This window comes from Rhodococcus sp. R1101 (genome assembly GCF_000278445.1).
Lineage (GTDB): Bacteria > Actinomycetota > Actinomycetes > Mycobacteriales > Mycobacteriaceae > Rhodococcus > Rhodococcus gordoniae.
Window position 1 is genome coordinate 1 of record NZ_AJVB01000044.1, and the last position, 16,555, is coordinate 16,555.

A 16,555-nucleotide genomic window follows, 5' to 3' on the forward strand; every position below is an offset into this window, starting at 1 on the left:
GCCGCAGGGTGTATGAGCAGAATATGCCGCTCGCTCCCGGAGTTGGTGCTTCTCCGCAGGAAAAGCGGACGCCGCACCCTCGCAAAAGTTCTTCGAGTTTGTTTCAGAGGTAAAAACCGACTTGTCTCACTTAAACTGAAACGCGGCAGTGCACCCGCGAGACGTCCCGGCTCCGGTCGGGGGGAACGGAAATCGGCGGATGACGCGACGACACAGGGCCTCCCGGGAGAACACGCCGGAGAACTCCGGTGGTTCCACGCTGACGACCGGGCCCCGCTCCCGACGACGGTGGCTCGCCGTCCTCCTGCTCACCGTGTGTGCCTTCGTCGCCGCGGGCGTGCCCGTCTACGTGGCCCCGCAGATCGAAATCGAGAACCTGAGTCCGTACCGCCGAGCGGATGCGATCTTCGTCCTCGGCGGAGCGATATACGAGCGCTACCCCTATGCGCTCGAACTCGCGCTCGACGGCTTCGCGCCCCAGGTCGTGATGTCGAATCCCAATGGCGCGAAAGATGTCTGGCTGACGGACCTCTGCAACCACCCGCGCTACGAATTTTCCGTCACGTGCTTCGAACCGGACCCACCCACCACGCGCGGTGAGGCGATGGAACTGAGCCGTCTCGCCCAGCAGCACGACTGGAAGAGCGTCATCGTCGTGACGTTCGTGCCACACGTCTCCCGGGCGCGTTTCATCCTCGAGCGCTGCTTCGACGGCGAACTCATCATGGCCGCCAGCCCCGGCGACATCGCCCTGTCGTACTGGGCGTGGGCGTACGCCTATCAAACCGCGGGTTACCTGCGGGCCTTCTCGCATACGGGATGCTGACGTCGGACGATCAGGGCAGCAAGCGGTCGAGGAACCGGTTGCTGAACACTCGATGCGGGTCGTGCCGTTCGAAGGCCGCGAGCGCGGCGTCCCAGCCCTGCCCGGACGGCAACCCGGTGCGGTACATGGCCGGCACCGTGCTCCCGAGGAAACCGGGGTCGCGGTAGCCGCCTTGTTCGTCGAACGCCCATCCCTTCGACCATTCCGACCGGAACGTCGCGTAGTCGCCCGAGTAGTGGGCGGCCATCCACTGTTCCATCTCCCGGAAGAACGCCGGCATTCCGACGGTTCCGGGGATGGAGACCACGTTGAGCCAGATCGCGGTGTCCCAGTCGGGCCGGTCGGGACGAGGGCGCACCGCCGACAGGTCGGGCACTCCGGCGGCGTCGACGAGCACTTCGTCGACGTCGTCGACCTTGCACAGCCGCACCTCGAAGGGCATGTTGACGGGGTACTGCCCCTGCGAGGCGTAGTGCGTCATCCGTTCGTGCAGCCACGTCGTGAATTCGTTGATGACGCGGGCGATGTTGTCGCGCCGGGTCACGACGACGCCCCCGCCCGCGACGACCCGCAGGGTCGTCGCGCGGAGGTAGAACAACAGGTCCTTGGACCATCCCCACAGATCGTTCGTGCCGGTCGCGGCGAGCCCCGCCGCCACCGCACCGAACTGTGATGCGCCGAAGGCCGGTGTGACGCCCTGGGCGCCGCGCACGACCTGTCCCAGCAGGTCGGTGAGTTCCTCGGGGAGACTGTCCGAGAAGTAGTAGTTGTACGGGCCCTGCACCTCGCGGGAGGCGGCGGGCTTCTCCGGCGACATCGACCAGATCTTGAGCCACGGTGTCTCGGTGAAGGGGAACCAGATCGCCTCGACCCGCCCGTGCTTCTCGACGTAGCGCTCGAAGGTGCGTCCCGGCGAGCCGGGCGGCGCGAACAGTTCGCGCCACGGGATGTCGGTGAAGCTCTGGCAGCGCACCCGGTAGTTCGCCCCGGCCTGCAGGGTCACCGAGGTGACGAAGGTGCGTCCGAGATGGGCGAGCAGTGGTCCGATCTCCGGTTCGGCACGCCGGAATTCGCGCAGTTCGTAGGCACCGGCCGACGGGTTCCACACCACGGCGGTCAGGGCCAGGACGAGATTGGAGAGGGATCCGAACGACTGGCCCGGGATCACCGTCTCCCCCGCTGCGGGATAGGTGGCGCCGTGGGCTCCGATCGACAGTGCGCCCGCGATGGAGATGTCGCCGATGGCGGGCGAATTGGCCCAGCCCAGTCCGTGCGCTTCGAGCGCGGTGAGGATCGCTTCGATGCTCGCCCCGCCACCTGCCGTCACGCGCGGAGGTGCGGCGGCGGAGTCGACGACGACCTGATTCAGTTGCGACATGGTGTCGACCAGCACGACGTTGCCGATGTCCTGGCCGGCTTCGAGGGTGAGCGGACTCCAACTGTGCATCGATCCACGAGGGCGGATGCGGAAGCCGTGGATGTGTGCCCAGTTGGCGAGGCGGACGACGTCGTCGGCGGTGCGCGCGGTCGCGGTCCACACCGCGTCGAACCGGATGGTCTTCGCCCAGTTGACGAACTGTTGCTGCGAGAGCGGGATGTCGGCCGGGAAATCCGGTGGCGCCGGGATGGTCGCGGCCGGGTCGCCGAGGGGCACGGCCCCCGCGAGAGTCCATCCCGTGCCTGCGAGGACAGCGGCTCCGGCGGCCGCTCCGAGAAGACCGCGACGGCTGAGTGTGGGGCCTGAGGCTCGATCGCTCACGGGGCGGGTTCCGTTCTGTTCTGCGGGCACGGACTCCGCAAAAATAGAACAAGTTCTCTTTTCGTTCCAGTACTGCTACCGGTTTGCGCCGCCCTCACTCCAGAACGACAGTCCCGATGCCTCCAGCGTGCCGAGGATGTGTTCGGGAGCGCCGTCGACCGACCAGATCCCCATCGCGACCGCCGCCACGGTCAGAGCGGGACCGAGGATGCCGAGCTCGAACGGGCCGCCCGCACGGATGGACAGCACCGACGGCAGCTTGATCTCCCACCAGCGCGACCCGCGCCACGGCACGAACGGCGCGAGGAAGGGGATGCCTTCCTTGGTGATGGCATCACCGAGACAGTGGGTGGCGCACCCGAGGGCCACCGCCACACCCAGGCCCGTCGATGCGACCTCCTGAGGGAACCACGTCCACGACAGGATCGACAGCACGGCAGCGCTCAGGGTGACGATCACCCACCCACGCTTGTTGGCCCACGACCCGAACAGTCCCCGCAGAGCGAGGCCGAGGGTGACGAACAGGACCCCGATGATCGCTTCCCTGCCGAAGCTCGCGACGAGTGCCGAGACTCCGGCGCCGAGCAGCGCCGCGAACAGGGCGGTGTGCGTCATGGTGCGGTGCCCGCCACGTCGCTTCCGGTCGCGGCTTCCCTTGGTGAGCGAGTAGTAACCGAGCGAGACCGCGTCGACGCCCTTGGCGCAGATCTGGCTCACAGGCCCGAACGACCTCGCGACCGTCGACTGCGCCGTGTCGAGATCCGGCAGCAGGGCCGCCCCCGAGCACACCGCTGCGAAGGCGAAGGTCTCCGCGGTGGACGCGGGCGCACCCCAGTCGGGAGGAAGCAGATCGGCGACGACGAGCCCCACCAGCGCTCCGGAAACTGCATGGGTAGGACCCATCACCATGTCGGGCAACACCTTTCGAAGAACGGCCGCGGACCCGCCCCGACGGGGACACCGCCGGTCCGGGTCTCCAACCTAACAACCACAGCCGACACAGCTGTCACACGCATGTTCGAACGAGCGAGATGGTGCCCGGATACGGACGGGGCCGCCCACCGGAGCGGTGGACGGCCCTGTCATCCGTGCCGGATTCCTCGTCCGCGAGGAAGATGGAGTTGTACCGTCGGCGCCGCGAACGGCGCATGGCCGAAGGTCCGGAGGGAGAGCGACATGGATACCACGCTGATCGTGCTGGCGCTGGCGGCGCTGATCTACTGGTGGGGGCTCCTCTGATCCCGCCGGCTCCCCGGTGACGGATCAGGCTCCGGCGCGCACGCCCGCCTCGACCCGCTTGCCGAGTTCCTCGTCGACATTGCGCCAGTACTCGAAGATCCGCTCGTAGAGCGCCTCCGAGGTACCGCCGAGGACGTGACCGACGATGTTGTTCACGAGCCGCTCACGTGCCGCGTCGTCCATCACCTCGCGGACGAGAATGCCCGCCTGGGCGAAGTCGTCGTCCTCGCGGTGCTGCACGTATCCCGCCCGCACGGCCTCGGTTCCGAAGTCCCACAGGCCTTCGTCACCGGCCCGCTCGGGGTCGGCGTGCGGGCCGCCGAAGCTGTTCGGTGCGTAGACCGGCGTCTGCGGGTCGCCGAAGGTGTAGGCCATGCTGCCCTCCTTGCTGTAGGAGTCGACACGGGCGGCCTTCGCGGAGTTCACCGGCAGCTGTGCGTGGTTGACGCCGATGCGGTAGCGATGGGCGTCGGCGTAGGAGAACACGCGGCCGAGCAGCATCTTGTCGGGCGAGAAACCGATGCCCGGCACGATGTTCGACGGCGCGAACGCGGCCTGCTCGATCTCCGCGAAGAAGTTGCGCGGGTTGCGGTTCAGGGTCATGGTGCCGACCTTGATCAACGGGTAGTCCTTCTGCGACCACACCTTGGTCAGGTCGAACGGGTTGAACCGGTAGTTCTCCGCCTCCGCGACCGGCATGATCTGCACGTGGAGCGTCCAGCTCGGGAACTCGCCGCGCTCGATCGCCGTGTACAGGTCGGCGCGGTGGTAGTCGGGATCGGAACCGGCCAGGCGGTCGGCCTCGGCCTGGGTGAGGAACTCGATGCCCTGGTCGGTCTTGAAGTGGTACTTCACCCAGAAGCGCTCACCGGCGGCATTGATCCACTGGTAGGTGTGCGAACCGAAACCGTCCATGTGCCGCCAGGTGCGCGGCAGGCCGCGGTCGCCCATCAGCCAGGTGACCTGGTGCGCCGTCTCGGGACGCAGAGTCCAGAAATCCCACTGCATCGTATGGTCGCGCAGGCCGGAGCCGGGCAGGCGCTTCTGCGAATGGATGAAGTCGGGGAACTTGATGGGGTCCTTGATGAAGAAGACCGGGGTGTTGTTGCCGACGAGATCGTAGTTCCCGTCCCCGGTGTAGAACTTCAGGGCGAAGCCACGCGGGTCGCGCCAGGTGTCGGGGCTGCCCTGCTCACCGGCGACGGTCGAAAAGCGGGCCAGCATCTCGGTTGTCGCACCGGGCTGGAACAGCTCGGCCTTGGTGTAGGCGGAGACGTCCTCGGTGACGACGAGCTCACCGAACGCACCGGCGCCCTTGGCGTGCACGACGCGCTCGGGTACGCGCTCGCGGTTGAAGTGCGCGAGCTTCTCGACCAGGTAGTGGTCGTGGAGCAGGATCGGGCCCTGGGCGCCGGCGGTCAGCGACTCGTCGTCGCTCGCGACGGGGATACCGACGTTGTTCGTGGTGAAACGGGTGTTCGTCATGGATGACCTCCGAATACGTGGGTTCGGGTTCTCGGGACACGAACCCGGCAGCTCGACCCGTGGCGGGCCGGGCCACCGGCGAAGTGAGCGGGAGCTAGTTCTCGCGACAGGAGGGGCACAGGCCCCAGAAGGTGACCTCCGCTTCGTCGATGACGAAGCCGTGGTCGTCGGACGGCGTCAGGCAGGGCGCTGCCCCGACGACACAGTCGATGTCGACGACCGTGCCGCATGCGCGGCACACGAGGTGGTGATGGTTGTCGCCGATGCGGGTCTCGTACCGTGCGGGTGAACCGGCCGGTTCGATCCGGCGGAGCAGCCCGTTCCCCACGCATGCCTTGAGTACGTCGTACACAGCCTGCGTCGACACCGAACCGAGTTCGTCGCGCACATGTGCGGCGATCCGGTCTGCATCCGAATGGGGATGCTCGGCAACGGTTCTCAGTACGGCAACGCGGGGAGCGGTCACCCGCAGACCCACGGAGCGCAGTTGCTCCTGGGGGTCGAAGTGATCCTCGCGTCCTTGTTGCACGACCCCAAGTATGCCCCTTTTCTGGAATAAGTCAAGAAAAGGATCGATGCGGTCGCCGGTGGACCGAACACCAGGTCCATCAGCGCACGCACGACACCCGGTGACCTACACCCGGTGCACGACCCGCGACCGGCCCGTCGACATCCGCCCGGAGGTGATGACGATGCCGTGGTGGGTGCCCGGGCGCAGCCAGCGGCTCAGCGTCGGTCCCTCCGCGGCGACGGTGACCCGCGCGTAGCGGAACCTGCCCCGCAGCCGGGCCGTGGCGCGTCGGACCGCACCACCGGGAATCGGCTGGGCGAAGGTCAGCCCACCCGCGATCGGCAGTTCGGGCCCCTTCGGAACGGTCGACGTGGCGACACTCCACCGCGCGCCGGTCGCGGAGAAGTCGCCGAGGACGTCTCCGTCGAACTTCGCAAGCACCTTCGGCAGCTTCCAGTGCTCGCGACCTCCGTGCACCGACGGCTCGGAATCGACGGCGATGAACGGCACCGCCATCGCCGGGATCAGGCCGCGACGCAGAACCGGGCTGGCGAGCACCTCGCGGTACGGTCCGACCGGCGAGTCGAGATAATCGACCGCCATCGCCAGCGTGACGGGCAGTGTCGGCCCGGTCGGGCCGTATTCGGCGGCCTCCGGCGTGCTGCGATGCCACCACAGGGTGGCCCGCACGGCGGCCGGCCAGGGCGGCGGCGGTGAGACCGGGTACTCGGTGCGGTCGTCCCTGCACTCAGGCACTGTCCAGAGCACGGGTGCTCTCCTTTCGCACGGGGGTGATCGGGAGCCTCAGCGCCGCCGGAGCATCGACGGGCACGGCCGGTCGCACGGGCCGGACGGGCTGCACGGGCTCGTACGCGGAACCGAGCGGCGGCCGGTTGTCCTTCTCCCCCTTGTTCGGCCACAGCGCCATCGCACGCTCGGCCTGCGCGGTGATGGTGAGCGACGGGTTCACGCCGAGGTTGGCGCTCACCGCGGACCCGTCGACGACGTGCAGCCCCTCGTGTCCGTAGACGCGCAGATACGGATCGACGGTGCCGCTACGCGGTGAATCCCCGATCGCACAGCCGCCGAGAAAGTGCGCCGTCATCGGGATGTCGAACAGATCGGCGATCGAACCACCGGCGTCACCGCCGATCTTGTCGGCGACGCGGCGAACCGCCTCGTGACCCACCGGGATCCACTCGGGCGGCGGGGTGCCCGGCCCCGGCTTGCCGGTCAGTCCCCGGCCGACCGGCGTGCGGCGCGTCGCGAGCTCGAGCGAGTTGTCGTCGGTCTGCATGACCAGGGCGATCACCGTGCGCTCCGACCAGTTCCGCACCGACAGCGAGCGGAGGAAGGCACCGGGATTCTTCGCGGCGACACCGAAGAACCTCAGCAGTCGCGGCATACGGGTGCCACCGTCCACGAGCAGCGTCTGGAGCAGGCCGATCAGATTGCTGCCCTTGCCGTACCGCACCGGCTCGATGTGCGTGTGGTCGTCGGGATGGAAGGACGACGTGATGGCCACGCCCTGCGTGTAGTCGACGACACGATCCTGCGCGGTCGCGGCGAGCACCGCCTCGGAGTTGGTTCGCACCACGGTGCCCAGAGCAGGCGACAGGTTCGGAAGATCACCCGTCTCCCGGCTCGCGAGCAGCAGGCGAGCCGTGCCGTAGGTACCGGCTGCGACCACCACCTGGTCGGCCGTGAAGACCTTGCGCTGCTTCCTGATCCCGTCGGTGCTGCGGGTGTGGACCTCGTATCCGCCGCCCGGACGGGGCACCACACGGGTCACCGTGGTGAGTGCGTGGATGTGCGCACCGGCCTTCTCGGCGAGGTAGAGATAGTTCTTGACGAGCGTGTTCTTCGCTCCCACACGGCAACCCGTCATGCAGCTGCCGCATTCGGTGCATCCCGTGCGGTCGGGGCCCGCTCCGCCGAAGAACGGGTCGGGAACCGTCTTGCCGGGTTCGTCGAAGAACACACCGACCGGGGTGGTCGTGTAGGTGTGGCCCACACCCATCTCGTCGGCGACCTGGCGCATCACTTCGTCGGCGGGAGTGGTGCCGGGGTTGGGGCGCACCCCGAGCATCCGGGCCGCCTGGTCGTAGTAGGGCGCCAGTTCCGCTTCCCAGTCGGTGATGTGACCCCACTGCGGGTCGCGGAAGAAGGGCGTCGGGGGCTTGTACAGGGTGTTGGCGTAGTTCAGCGACCCGCCGCCCACACCCGCACCGGCCATGACGAGCACGTTCGGCAGCAGGTGCATACGCTGCACCCCGTAGCACCCCAGCTGGGGCGCCCACAGGTATTTGCGCAGCCGCCAGCTCGTCTCGGGCAGCTCGTCGTCCTCGAAGCGCCGGCCGGCTTCGAGAACTCCCACCGTGTAACCCTTCTCGGTGGCGCGCAGTGCTGCAACGCTGCCGCCGAATCCGGATCCGATGACGAGGACGTCGTAGTGGGTCATGCGCTCGCCCCTCCCGTCGCTCGGTGCTCGGTGTAGCTCTCCGGGTCGAACTGCTTGGTCCGCGCCCGGTACTGCCACGTGAAGGTCGGCCACATCACGGAGTTGCGGCCCTTCTCGTCGATGTACCAGCTGCTGCAGCCACCCTGGTTCCAGACCGTGTCGTCCAGTGCCGGATCGAGGTCGGCGGTGTAACGGCGCACCGCGTCGTCGCGCACCTCCACGGCTGCAATTCCCCGGCGCTCCATCGTGCGCAGCGCGTCGGAGATGTAATCGGCCTGCGATTCGAGCATGTACACGATCGAGCTGTGGCCGAGGTTGGTGTTGGGTCCGTACATGAGGAACAGGTTCGGGAAGCCGGGCACGGTGATCCCGAGATAGGCCGACGGACTGCCGTCCCACGTCTCGGCGAGTGTGCGGCCGTCGATCCCACGGATATGGTGCGCGACAGGTGGTTCCGTCGGCGTGAAACCGGTGCCGAAGATGATCGTGTCGACGGGGTATTCGGTGCCGTCGTCGTCGACGACACCGTTCTCGGTGACCGCCGCCAGACCGGAGGACACGACGTCCACATTCGGCCGGGTGATGGCGGGGAACCAGTCGTTGGACAGGAGGATCCGCTTGCAGGTGATCACGAAGTCCGGTGTCAGACGCCTGCGCAGTTCGGGATCGCGCACGCTCCTGCGCAGCACCTGCCGTGCCCGAACCTCGAACAGCGGCAGGAAGTACTTACGGGCGAAAGGCTTCGTCATTCCGACGACGTAGATCTCCTTCTGCCCGTAGACCCCTGCGCGCACGATCTTCTGGGTGACGGGGAGACGCCGGTAGAGCGTGCGGACCGACCGCGCGATGACGTGGTCGTGCTTGGGCATCACCCAGGAGGCGGTGCGCTGGAACAGCGTGAGGTGCTCGACGCGATCGACGATCGCCGGCACGAACTGGACGGCCGAGGCTCCCGTACCGATGACGGCGACACGCTCGCCGGTGAGGTCGTGGTCGTGATCCCACTCGGCCGAGTGGAACTTCTTGCCGCGGAACAAGTCCAGTCCGGGAACCTTCGGATGGACGGGCGTGGAGAGAGTGCCGGTCGCGGCGACGAGCACGTCGGCGGTCAGATCGCCGCGGGAGGTGGAGATCCGCCACACGGCACGCTCGGCATCCCACTGCGCCTCACGCAGTTCGCATCCGAACATCGTCCGGTCGGTGACGCCCTGCTCACGGGCGACGCGGCGGAGGTACGCGTAGATCTCCTCCTGGGTGCCGTGCGCTCGCGACCAGTCGGGTTCGGGTGCGAAGGAGAACGAGTACAGCGCACTCGGAACATCGCATGCGGCACCGGGATAGGTGTTCACACGCCAGGTTCCACCGACATCGTCACCGCGCTCGAGGACGAGGACGTCGGCATCGCGGTTCTCGCGCAACAGCGTTGCGGCCATACCGATGCCGCCGAAGCCCGCGCCGACGACGAGCGTGTGCACGTGATCGGGAAGCAGTGCGAGACTCATTTCATCACCAGCGCCTTCCAGACCGGGAGCAGGCGCTCCCGGAATTCTCGATCGGATTCGGGGGTACGCATCAGGGCCGAGACGGCGAAGCCCCGGGCGATTTCGATGCTGAGGTCGATGTGGTCGGGTGAGACCCGGTCGCCCATGATCTGGAGGCATCCGGTGCGAAGAGCGTCGGAGACCTTGCGCTCGAGCGGGATCATGGCCTCGTGCAGGGACGGATCGGTCCGGGCCGCGACCCACAGTTCGAGCGCTGCGGCGAAGAGCGGCCCGGAGAAGGCATCCATGAGGGCCTCGAAGCCGTGCTCCGGGTCGGGCCGTGTCTCGAGGATCTCCCGCAGTCGCTTGTCGACGAGGTGCCCGACCGCCGCGACGACGAGACTCTCCTTCGTCGGGAAGTGGTGGAGCTGGGCGCCTCGCGAGACTCCGGCACGTTTGGCGATGCCCTGGGTGCTGGTGCCCGAGTAACCGTGTTCGACGAGCGAGTCGACCGCGGCGTCGAGCAGTTTGCCTCGCGTCGCGGCTGTGCGTTCCGCCTGGGTCCGGCTACTGTTCGGCGCAGTGTCCTCGATCACGTTGCGAAGCGTAATGGGAAAACAACAAACAGTCCAGACTGCTTGTAAATAATGCCCGGAGTGCAGGTCACCCCGAGAAACGACGGAGCGGGCGGACCCGGAAGAGGTCCGCCCGCTCCGTCGAGAAGCCCGGAAGATCGCTAGACGAGCAGCTCCGCGATCTGGATCGTGTTCAGAGCAGCACCCTTGCGCAGATTGTCGCCCGAGACGAAGAGCGCGAGACCGCGCCCCTCCGGAACACCCGGGTCCTGGCGGATACGACCCACGAGCGAGACGTCGTCGCCCGCTGCCGCGAGCGGGGTGGGGACGTCCACGAGTCGGACGCCCGGCGCGTTCGCGAGCAGTTCCTGCGCACGTTCGACCGACAGTGGCCGCTCGAACTCGGCGTTGATCGACAGCGAGTGACCGGTCACGACGGGAACACGTACGCACGTGCCCGACACGAGCAGGTCGGGCAGACCGAGGATCTTGCGTGACTCGTTGCGCAGCTTCTGGTCCTCGTCCGTCTCACCGGATCCGTCGTCGACGATCGAACCCGCGAGCGGCACCACGTTGAACGCGATGGGGGCGACGTAGTTGTTCGGGGCCGGGAAGTCGACCGCGTCACCCGCATGGACGAGCTTGTCGGCCTCGTCGGCGACGGCACGCACCTGGCCGACGAGTTCCTCGACGCCCGCCAGGCCGCTACCGGAGACGGCCTGGTAGCTCGACACGATCAGACGCTGGAGCCCGGCCTCGTCGTGCAGCGCCTTGAGCACCGGCATCGCAGCCATGGTGGTGCAGTTCGGGTTGGCGATGATGCCCTTCGGGGGGTTCTTCACCTGCTCCGGGTTGACCTCGCTCACCACGAGCGGGACCTCGGGATCCTTGCGCCACGCCGACGAGTTGTCGACGACGATCGCACCGGCCGCCGCGAACCGCGGCGCCTGCTCCCTGGAGAGGGTGCCCCCGGCCGAGAACAGCGCGATGTCGATGCCCTTCAGATCCTCGTCGGAGGTCGCGGCGACGTCCTCGACGACGATCTCCTCACCGCGGAACGGCAGCTTCTTGCCGGCCGAGCGGGCCGACGCGAAGAACCGCACCGTGTCGGCGGGGAAGTTGCGCTCCTCGAGCAGAGTGCGCATGACGATGCCGACCTGACCGGTGGCACCTACGACTGCGACGGTCGTCCCCGTCGCCCGGCTCGCGTGATCGGTGGTCACTGTTACCGCCCCGTTCCTGCGTGCACGACGGCTTCTTCGTCGCCGCCGAGCTCGAATGCCGCGTGCAGCGCGCGCACGGCGTCGTCGAGTTCGTTGTCGTCGACCAGGACGGAGATGCGGATCTCCGAGGTCGAGATCAGGTCGATGTTGATACCGGAGCCGGCGAGAGCCTCACAGAACTTGGCCGTGACACCGGGATGGCTCTTCATACCGGCACCCACGAGGGAGACCTTGCCGATGTGGTCGTCGAAGAGGACCTGGGTGAAGCCGATATCGCTCTGCTGCTTGGTGAGCAGTTCGACCGCACGCGGCCCGTCGCTCTTCGGGCAGGTGAAGGTGATGTCGGTCTTGCCGGTCTCCACCTTCGAGATGTTCTGCAGCACCATGTCGATGTTGATCTCGGCGTCGGCGACGGCACGGAACACCTTGGCGGCGTAACCGGGGGTGTCGGGGATTCCGACGACGGTGATCTTGGCTTCGCTGCGATCGTGCGCAACGCCGGTGATCAGGGCCTCTTCCACAGGAATGTCCTCCATCGATCCGGACACGATGGTGCCGGGCTTGGTGGTGTACGACGAACGAACGTGCACGGGCACGTTGTAGCGGCGGGCGTACTCCACGCACCGCAGCATGAGAACCTTCGCGCCGCACGCGGCGAGCTCGAGCATTTCCTCGAACGAGACCTTCTCGAGCCGCTGCGCGTCCTTGACGATGCGCGGGTCCGCGGTGAACACGCCGTCGACGTCGGTGTAGATCTCGCAGACGTCGGCCTTCAACGCGGCGGCGAGTGCGACGGCGGTGGTGTCCGAACCGCCACGACCGAGAGTCGTGATGTCCTTGCTGTCCTGGCTCACGCCCTGGAAGCCGGCGACGAGCACGATGCTGCCCTCGTCGAGGGCGGTGCGCACACGGCCGGGGGTGACGTCGATGATCTTCGCCTTGCCGTGGCTGCCCGTGGTGATCACGCCCGCCTGCGAACCGGTGAACGACCGGGCCTCGGCGCCGAGCGAGTGGATCGCCATCGCGACGAGGGCGTTGGAGATGCGCTCACCGGAGGTGAGGAGCATGTCCATCTCGCGGGCCGGCGGGACCGGGCACACCTGCTGCGCGAGATCGAGGAGTTCGTCGGTCGTGTCTCCCATGGCCGAGACGACGACCACGACGTCGTTGCCCGCCTTCTTGGTCTCGACGATCCTTTCAGCGACGCGCCGGATCCGCTCGGCCGTCGCGACCGAGGATCCTCCGTACTTCTGGACGACGAGTGCCACGCTGGCCAACCTCCGAGTTTCGGGAACAAGTCCAGTGGCCCAGCTTACCGACCGTGCCTTTCGTCGCCCCGGGGCGTCTCAGGAAAGTGTCGTGTGCAACAGCATGACGGTGCGGTCGCTCCATCGGGACGCGGCGAAGTACAGGTCCGATTCCGTGGGCCGGGGATGGATGAACGGGGCACGATCCCATCGACCCGCCCATCACCCGTCGTGTCCGGCGAGTGTGTATCGATCGGGTCACGAGCCGGCGATCCGGTCGGGTGTGGGCGGTGCCACTTGGTTGCTGTGGGGGATGTCGCGATACACTTCTCCACATGCAGCGCGTGCTTCTCCTCGGCCGCCGCGGCGGGATCTGACCAGACCGGCTTCCCGTCGCGGGGTTTCGACGCGCCGGTCGATATTCGATCTGGGCCTACAGGTCCCTTTTTCTCTTTGGAGTTACGTCATGTCACCCGCCGACGCTTTCACCTCCGGCTCGCGCACCATCACGCCGCCGAGCAAGCCGGGCCCGGCCGACCAGCCGTCGTGGAACAAGCAGAAGAATTCGTCGATGCCGGCCTACCGGTACCGGCCGTTCGCCGAGGAGGTCGAGCCGGTCTCGCTGCCCGACCGCACCTGGCCCGACAAGATCATCGATCGCGCTCCCGCGTGGTGTGCCGTGGACCTGCGCGACGGCAACCAGGCCCTGATCGACCCGATGAGCCCCGCTCGCAAGCGGCGCATGTTCGATCTGCTCGTGCGTATGGGGTACAAGGAGATCGAGGTCGGTTTCCCGTCCGCGAGCCAGACCGATTTCGACTTCGTCCGCGAGATCATCGAAGACGGCGCGATTCCCGACGACGTCACCATCCAGGTCCTGACGCAGTCCCGTCCCGAACTGATCAAGCGCACCTTCGAGGCCTGCGCCGGGGCACAGAACGTGATCGTGCACTTCTACAACTCGACGTCGATCCTGCAGCGGCGCGTGGTGTTCCGGGCCGACAAGGAGACGGTGAAGAAGATCGCCACCGACGCGGCCGAACTGGTGCTCGAGGAGGCGAAGAACCACCCCGACACGAACTGGCGCTGGGAGTACTCCCCCGAGTCCTACACGGGAACCGAACTGTCGTACGCCAAGGAGGTCTGCGACGCGGTCGTCGAGACCCTCGGCGCGACCCCGGAGAACCCGGTCATCATCAACCTGCCGGCAACGGTCGAGATGGCCACGCCCAATGTGTATGCCGATTCGATCGAGTGGATGCACCGCAACCTGGCGAAGCGCGATTCGATCATCCTGTCGCTGCACCCGCACAACGACCGCGGCACCGGTGTCGCGGCGGCCGAACTGGGTTACCAGGCCGGCGCCGACCGTATCGAGGGCTGCTTGTTCGGCAACGGTGAGCGCACCGGCAACGTGTGCCTGGTGACCCTGGGCATGAACATGTTCAGCCGCGGCATCGACCCGCAGATCGATTTCTCGAACATCGACGAGATCCGCCGCACCGTCGAGTACTGCAACCAGCTGCCCGTCCCCGAGCGCCATCCCTACGGCGGCGACCTGGTCTACACCGCCTTCTCCGGCAGCCATCAGGACGCGATCAACAAGGGTATGGACGCGATGAAGGTCGACGCGGAGGCCGCCGGCGTCGACGTCGACGACCACACCTGGGCCGTACCGTATCTGCCCATCGACCCGAAGGATGTCGGCCGTACCTACGAGGCCGTGATCCGCGTGAACTCGCAGTCCGGCAAGGGCGGCATCGCGTACATCATGAAGCAGGACCACGGCCTGAACCTGCCGCGACGTCTGCAGATCGAGTTCTCGCAGGCCGTGCAGAAGGTCACCGACGGCGAAGGTGGCGAGGTCAGTCCCAAGGAGATGTGGGACATCTTCCACGAGGAGTACCTGGCTCCGGTCACGCCGCTCGAACGCATCCGGCAGAAGGTCACCGCAGCCGAGACCGACGACGGCGAGGACACCATCACCGCTGTGCTCGTGGTCGACGGCGTGGAGAAGGAGATCTCCGGTACCGGCAACGGCCCGTTGGCAGCCTTCGTCGATGCCCTCGAGTCGCTGGGCTACCAGGTGGCCGTCCGCGGTTACGCCGAGCACGCCATGTCCGCCGGCGACGACGCCAACGCCGCCGCATACGTCGAGGCCGACGTCACGCGTCCCGACGGCACGACCACGCTGGTGTGGGGCGCGGGTATCGCCCCGTCGATCACCACGGCGTCGCTGCGCGCGGTGGTCTCCGCGGTGAACCGTTCGCACCGCTGACCCTTCCGACAGGAATGCGGTGGCCCCTTCGAGGGCCACCGCATTCGTCGTTGTCCGGGATTTCACCCCGGCCATTCATCCGGACATCGACAGTTGCTCGACGACGGTGTCATCGACCGGGACGAGTTCGATGCACTGAAGGCCGGGGCGCTCGCCCGACCCGCACGATCGCGTCGTTTCTCACCTCGACAGCTTCCGCGCCGCGGCGGCACGGAAGCTGTCGAGCACCGCGCCCACGGCCGGTCGTCGCGCCGCGCCCGGGCGGGTGACGAGTTCGTAGATCCGCGCCGCGCGCACCCCGGCCAACGGCAGCCGCACCAGCGCCGGGTGCAGCACCGAGTAGCGGGGCAGCAGCGCCACCCCGCGACTCGCCGCCACGAGCTCTTCGATGACGCGGAAGTCATTGATGCGGTGCGCAACTCGCGGCCGTATCTCTGTCATCGCGGCGACGGAGAGCAGCACGTCGTCGACGGGGAAACCACCCCGCACACTGATCCAGCTCTCCCCCGCGAGTTCGTCGACCCGCACGCGTTCCTGCGACGCGAGGCGGTGCCCGGACGGCAGGACGAGATCGATCGGTTCACGCATCAGCGTCTCGACATGGAGGCGGGGGCCCGACAGCGGCGCCGATCGCTCGTCGCGGTGGGTGAGCACCACGTCGTAGTCGGCGAGCAGAGCGGGTGCGGCCGAGGCAGGGACGTCCTCGTCGCTCACGTCCAGCTCCACACCGATCGCTTCGGCCGCTTCGAGCACGGCCGGGAGCAGGAGCGCCGCCCCCGAGGGGAACGACGCCACGCGTACCCGCCCGCGAGGCGACCGCGCGTAGGCGGCCATCTCGTCGGTCGCCCGGTCGAGGGCGTCGAGCACCTCGTCGGCGCGCACCACCAGCGCACGACCCGCGTCGGTGAACCGTAGCCGGCGACCGTCCGGTTCGAGCAGCGGGACTCCCGCCTCCCGCCCGAGCACCTTGAGCTGCTGCGACACGGCCGACGGCGTCATCGACAGGGCCGCAGCGGTCGCGGCCACCGTCTCGCGGTCGGCGAGTTCGCGAAGAATCCGCATGCGCGCGACATCCATGTAGAAAAATTACACGATCGCTTCAGAAACATTCGCTTGATCTGATTGTTTCCTCAGCAAAGAATCGATGCATGTCGTTCCGGGACCGTCTGCTCGCTCTCACTGTTGTGGTGCTCTGGGGATGCAACTTCCTCGCGATCAGGATGGGTCTCGACCACTTCCCTCCGTTCTTCTTCGCCGGTCTGCGCTTCGCGGTCATCGCCGTCCCGGTGGTGCTGTTCGTCCCGCGACCCGCCGTTCCGCTGCGCTGGCTCCTGCTCTACGGCGCCGGATTCGGTTTCGCCCAGTTCGCGTTCCTCTTCTGGGCGATGGAGGCCGGTCTGCCCACCGGCCTCGCGTCCCTCGTACTGCAGTCGTCCGCGCCCTTCACGGTCCTGCTCGCCGCGCTGTTCC

The 16,555-nt window shown here is 67.4% G+C and carries 14 protein-coding genes; 3 read left to right on the forward strand and 11 right to left on the reverse strand.

From position 1 onward, the window contains the following. The first annotated feature begins 304 nt into the window (after nucleotides 1-304). A complete protein-coding gene (locus R1101_RS0105720; protein WP_026002924.1) occupies nucleotides 305-826 on the forward strand; it encodes a YdcF family protein in 522 nt (173 codons plus the stop codon). 10 nt (nucleotides 827-836) lie between these two features. On the opposite strand, the gene R1101_RS0105725 is transcribed toward R1101_RS0105720, so the two are convergent. The 10 genes from R1101_RS0105725 to R1101_RS0105770 form a co-directional block, all read right to left on the reverse strand. Further along, complete coding sequence (locus R1101_RS0105725) at nucleotides 837-2,585, reverse strand: cholesterol oxidase substrate-binding domain-containing protein (protein ID WP_026002925.1); 1,749 nt, start codon at nucleotides 2,583-2,585, stop codon at nucleotides 837-839. A gap of 75 nt (nucleotides 2,586-2,660) precedes the next feature. After that, complete coding sequence (locus tag R1101_RS0105730; protein ID WP_016932507.1) at nucleotides 2,661-3,494, reverse strand: metal-dependent hydrolase; 834 nt, start codon at nucleotides 3,492-3,494, stop codon at nucleotides 2,661-2,663. Between the two features lie 354 nt (nucleotides 3,495-3,848). Beyond that, nucleotides 3,849-5,309, reverse strand: a complete 1,461-nt coding sequence (locus R1101_RS0105735; protein WP_016932508.1) for a catalase — start codon at nucleotides 5,307-5,309, stop codon at nucleotides 3,849-3,851. Between the two features lie 94 nt (nucleotides 5,310-5,403). After that, a complete protein-coding gene (locus tag R1101_RS0105740) occupies nucleotides 5,404-5,838 on the reverse strand; it encodes a Fur family transcriptional regulator (RefSeq protein WP_026002926.1) in 435 nt (144 codons plus the stop codon). Between the two features lie 105 nt (nucleotides 5,839-5,943). Beyond that, nucleotides 5,944-6,576 (reverse strand): acetoacetate decarboxylase family protein, encoded by a 633-nt coding sequence (locus R1101_RS0105745; protein WP_026002927.1) that lies wholly within the window; start codon nucleotides 6,574-6,576, stop codon nucleotides 5,944-5,946. Then, nucleotides 6,569-8,281, reverse strand: coding sequence for an FAD-dependent oxidoreductase (locus R1101_RS0105750; RefSeq protein WP_016932512.1), 1,713 nt, complete (start codon nucleotides 8,279-8,281; stop codon nucleotides 6,569-6,571). The genes R1101_RS0105745 and R1101_RS0105750 overlap by 8 nt, the downstream gene beginning before the upstream one ends. Beyond that, on the reverse strand, nucleotides 8,278-9,783 hold the full coding sequence (locus R1101_RS0105755; RefSeq protein WP_016932513.1) for a flavin-containing monooxygenase: 1,506 nt from the start codon (nucleotides 9,781-9,783) through the stop codon (nucleotides 8,278-8,280). The genes R1101_RS0105750 and R1101_RS0105755 overlap by 4 nt, the downstream gene beginning before the upstream one ends. Continuing rightward, nucleotides 9,780-10,358: a TetR/AcrR family transcriptional regulator gene (locus R1101_RS0105760; RefSeq protein WP_016932514.1), complete on the reverse strand. Its 579-nt coding sequence runs from the start codon at nucleotides 10,356-10,358 to the stop codon at nucleotides 9,780-9,782. Before R1101_RS0105760 ends, R1101_RS0105755 begins: the two co-directional genes overlap by 4 nt. A gap of 140 nt (nucleotides 10,359-10,498) precedes the next feature. After that, nucleotides 10,499-11,560, reverse strand: a complete 1,062-nt coding sequence (locus R1101_RS0105765) for an aspartate-semialdehyde dehydrogenase (RefSeq protein ID WP_016932515.1) — start codon at nucleotides 11,558-11,560, stop codon at nucleotides 10,499-10,501. Between the two features lie 2 nt (nucleotides 11,561-11,562). After that, nucleotides 11,563-12,828 carry an aspartate kinase gene (locus tag R1101_RS0105770; protein WP_016932516.1) on the reverse strand — a complete coding sequence of 422 codons (1,266 nt, stop codon included), beginning with the start codon at nucleotides 12,826-12,828 and terminating at the stop codon, nucleotides 11,563-11,565. A gap of 445 nt (nucleotides 12,829-13,273) precedes the next feature. Here R1101_RS0105770 and leuA point away from each other — a divergent pair, with 445 nt between their 5' ends. Further along, entirely contained in the window at nucleotides 13,274-15,085 is a 1,812-nt protein-coding gene (gene leuA / locus R1101_RS0105775) for a 2-isopropylmalate synthase (RefSeq protein ID WP_016932517.1), read from the forward strand. 180 nt (nucleotides 15,086-15,265) lie between these two features. Here leuA and R1101_RS0105780 read toward each other — a convergent pair whose 3' ends face one another. Next, nucleotides 15,266-16,162: a LysR family transcriptional regulator gene (locus R1101_RS0105780; protein WP_016932518.1), complete on the reverse strand. Its 897-nt coding sequence runs from the start codon at nucleotides 16,160-16,162 to the stop codon at nucleotides 15,266-15,268. A gap of 71 nt (nucleotides 16,163-16,233) precedes the next feature. Here R1101_RS0105780 and R1101_RS0105785 point away from each other — a divergent pair. Beyond that, nucleotides 16,234-16,555, forward strand: a 322-nt coding sequence (locus R1101_RS0105785; RefSeq protein ID WP_016932519.1) for an EamA family transporter, incomplete at its 3' end; no start/stop codon positions are given.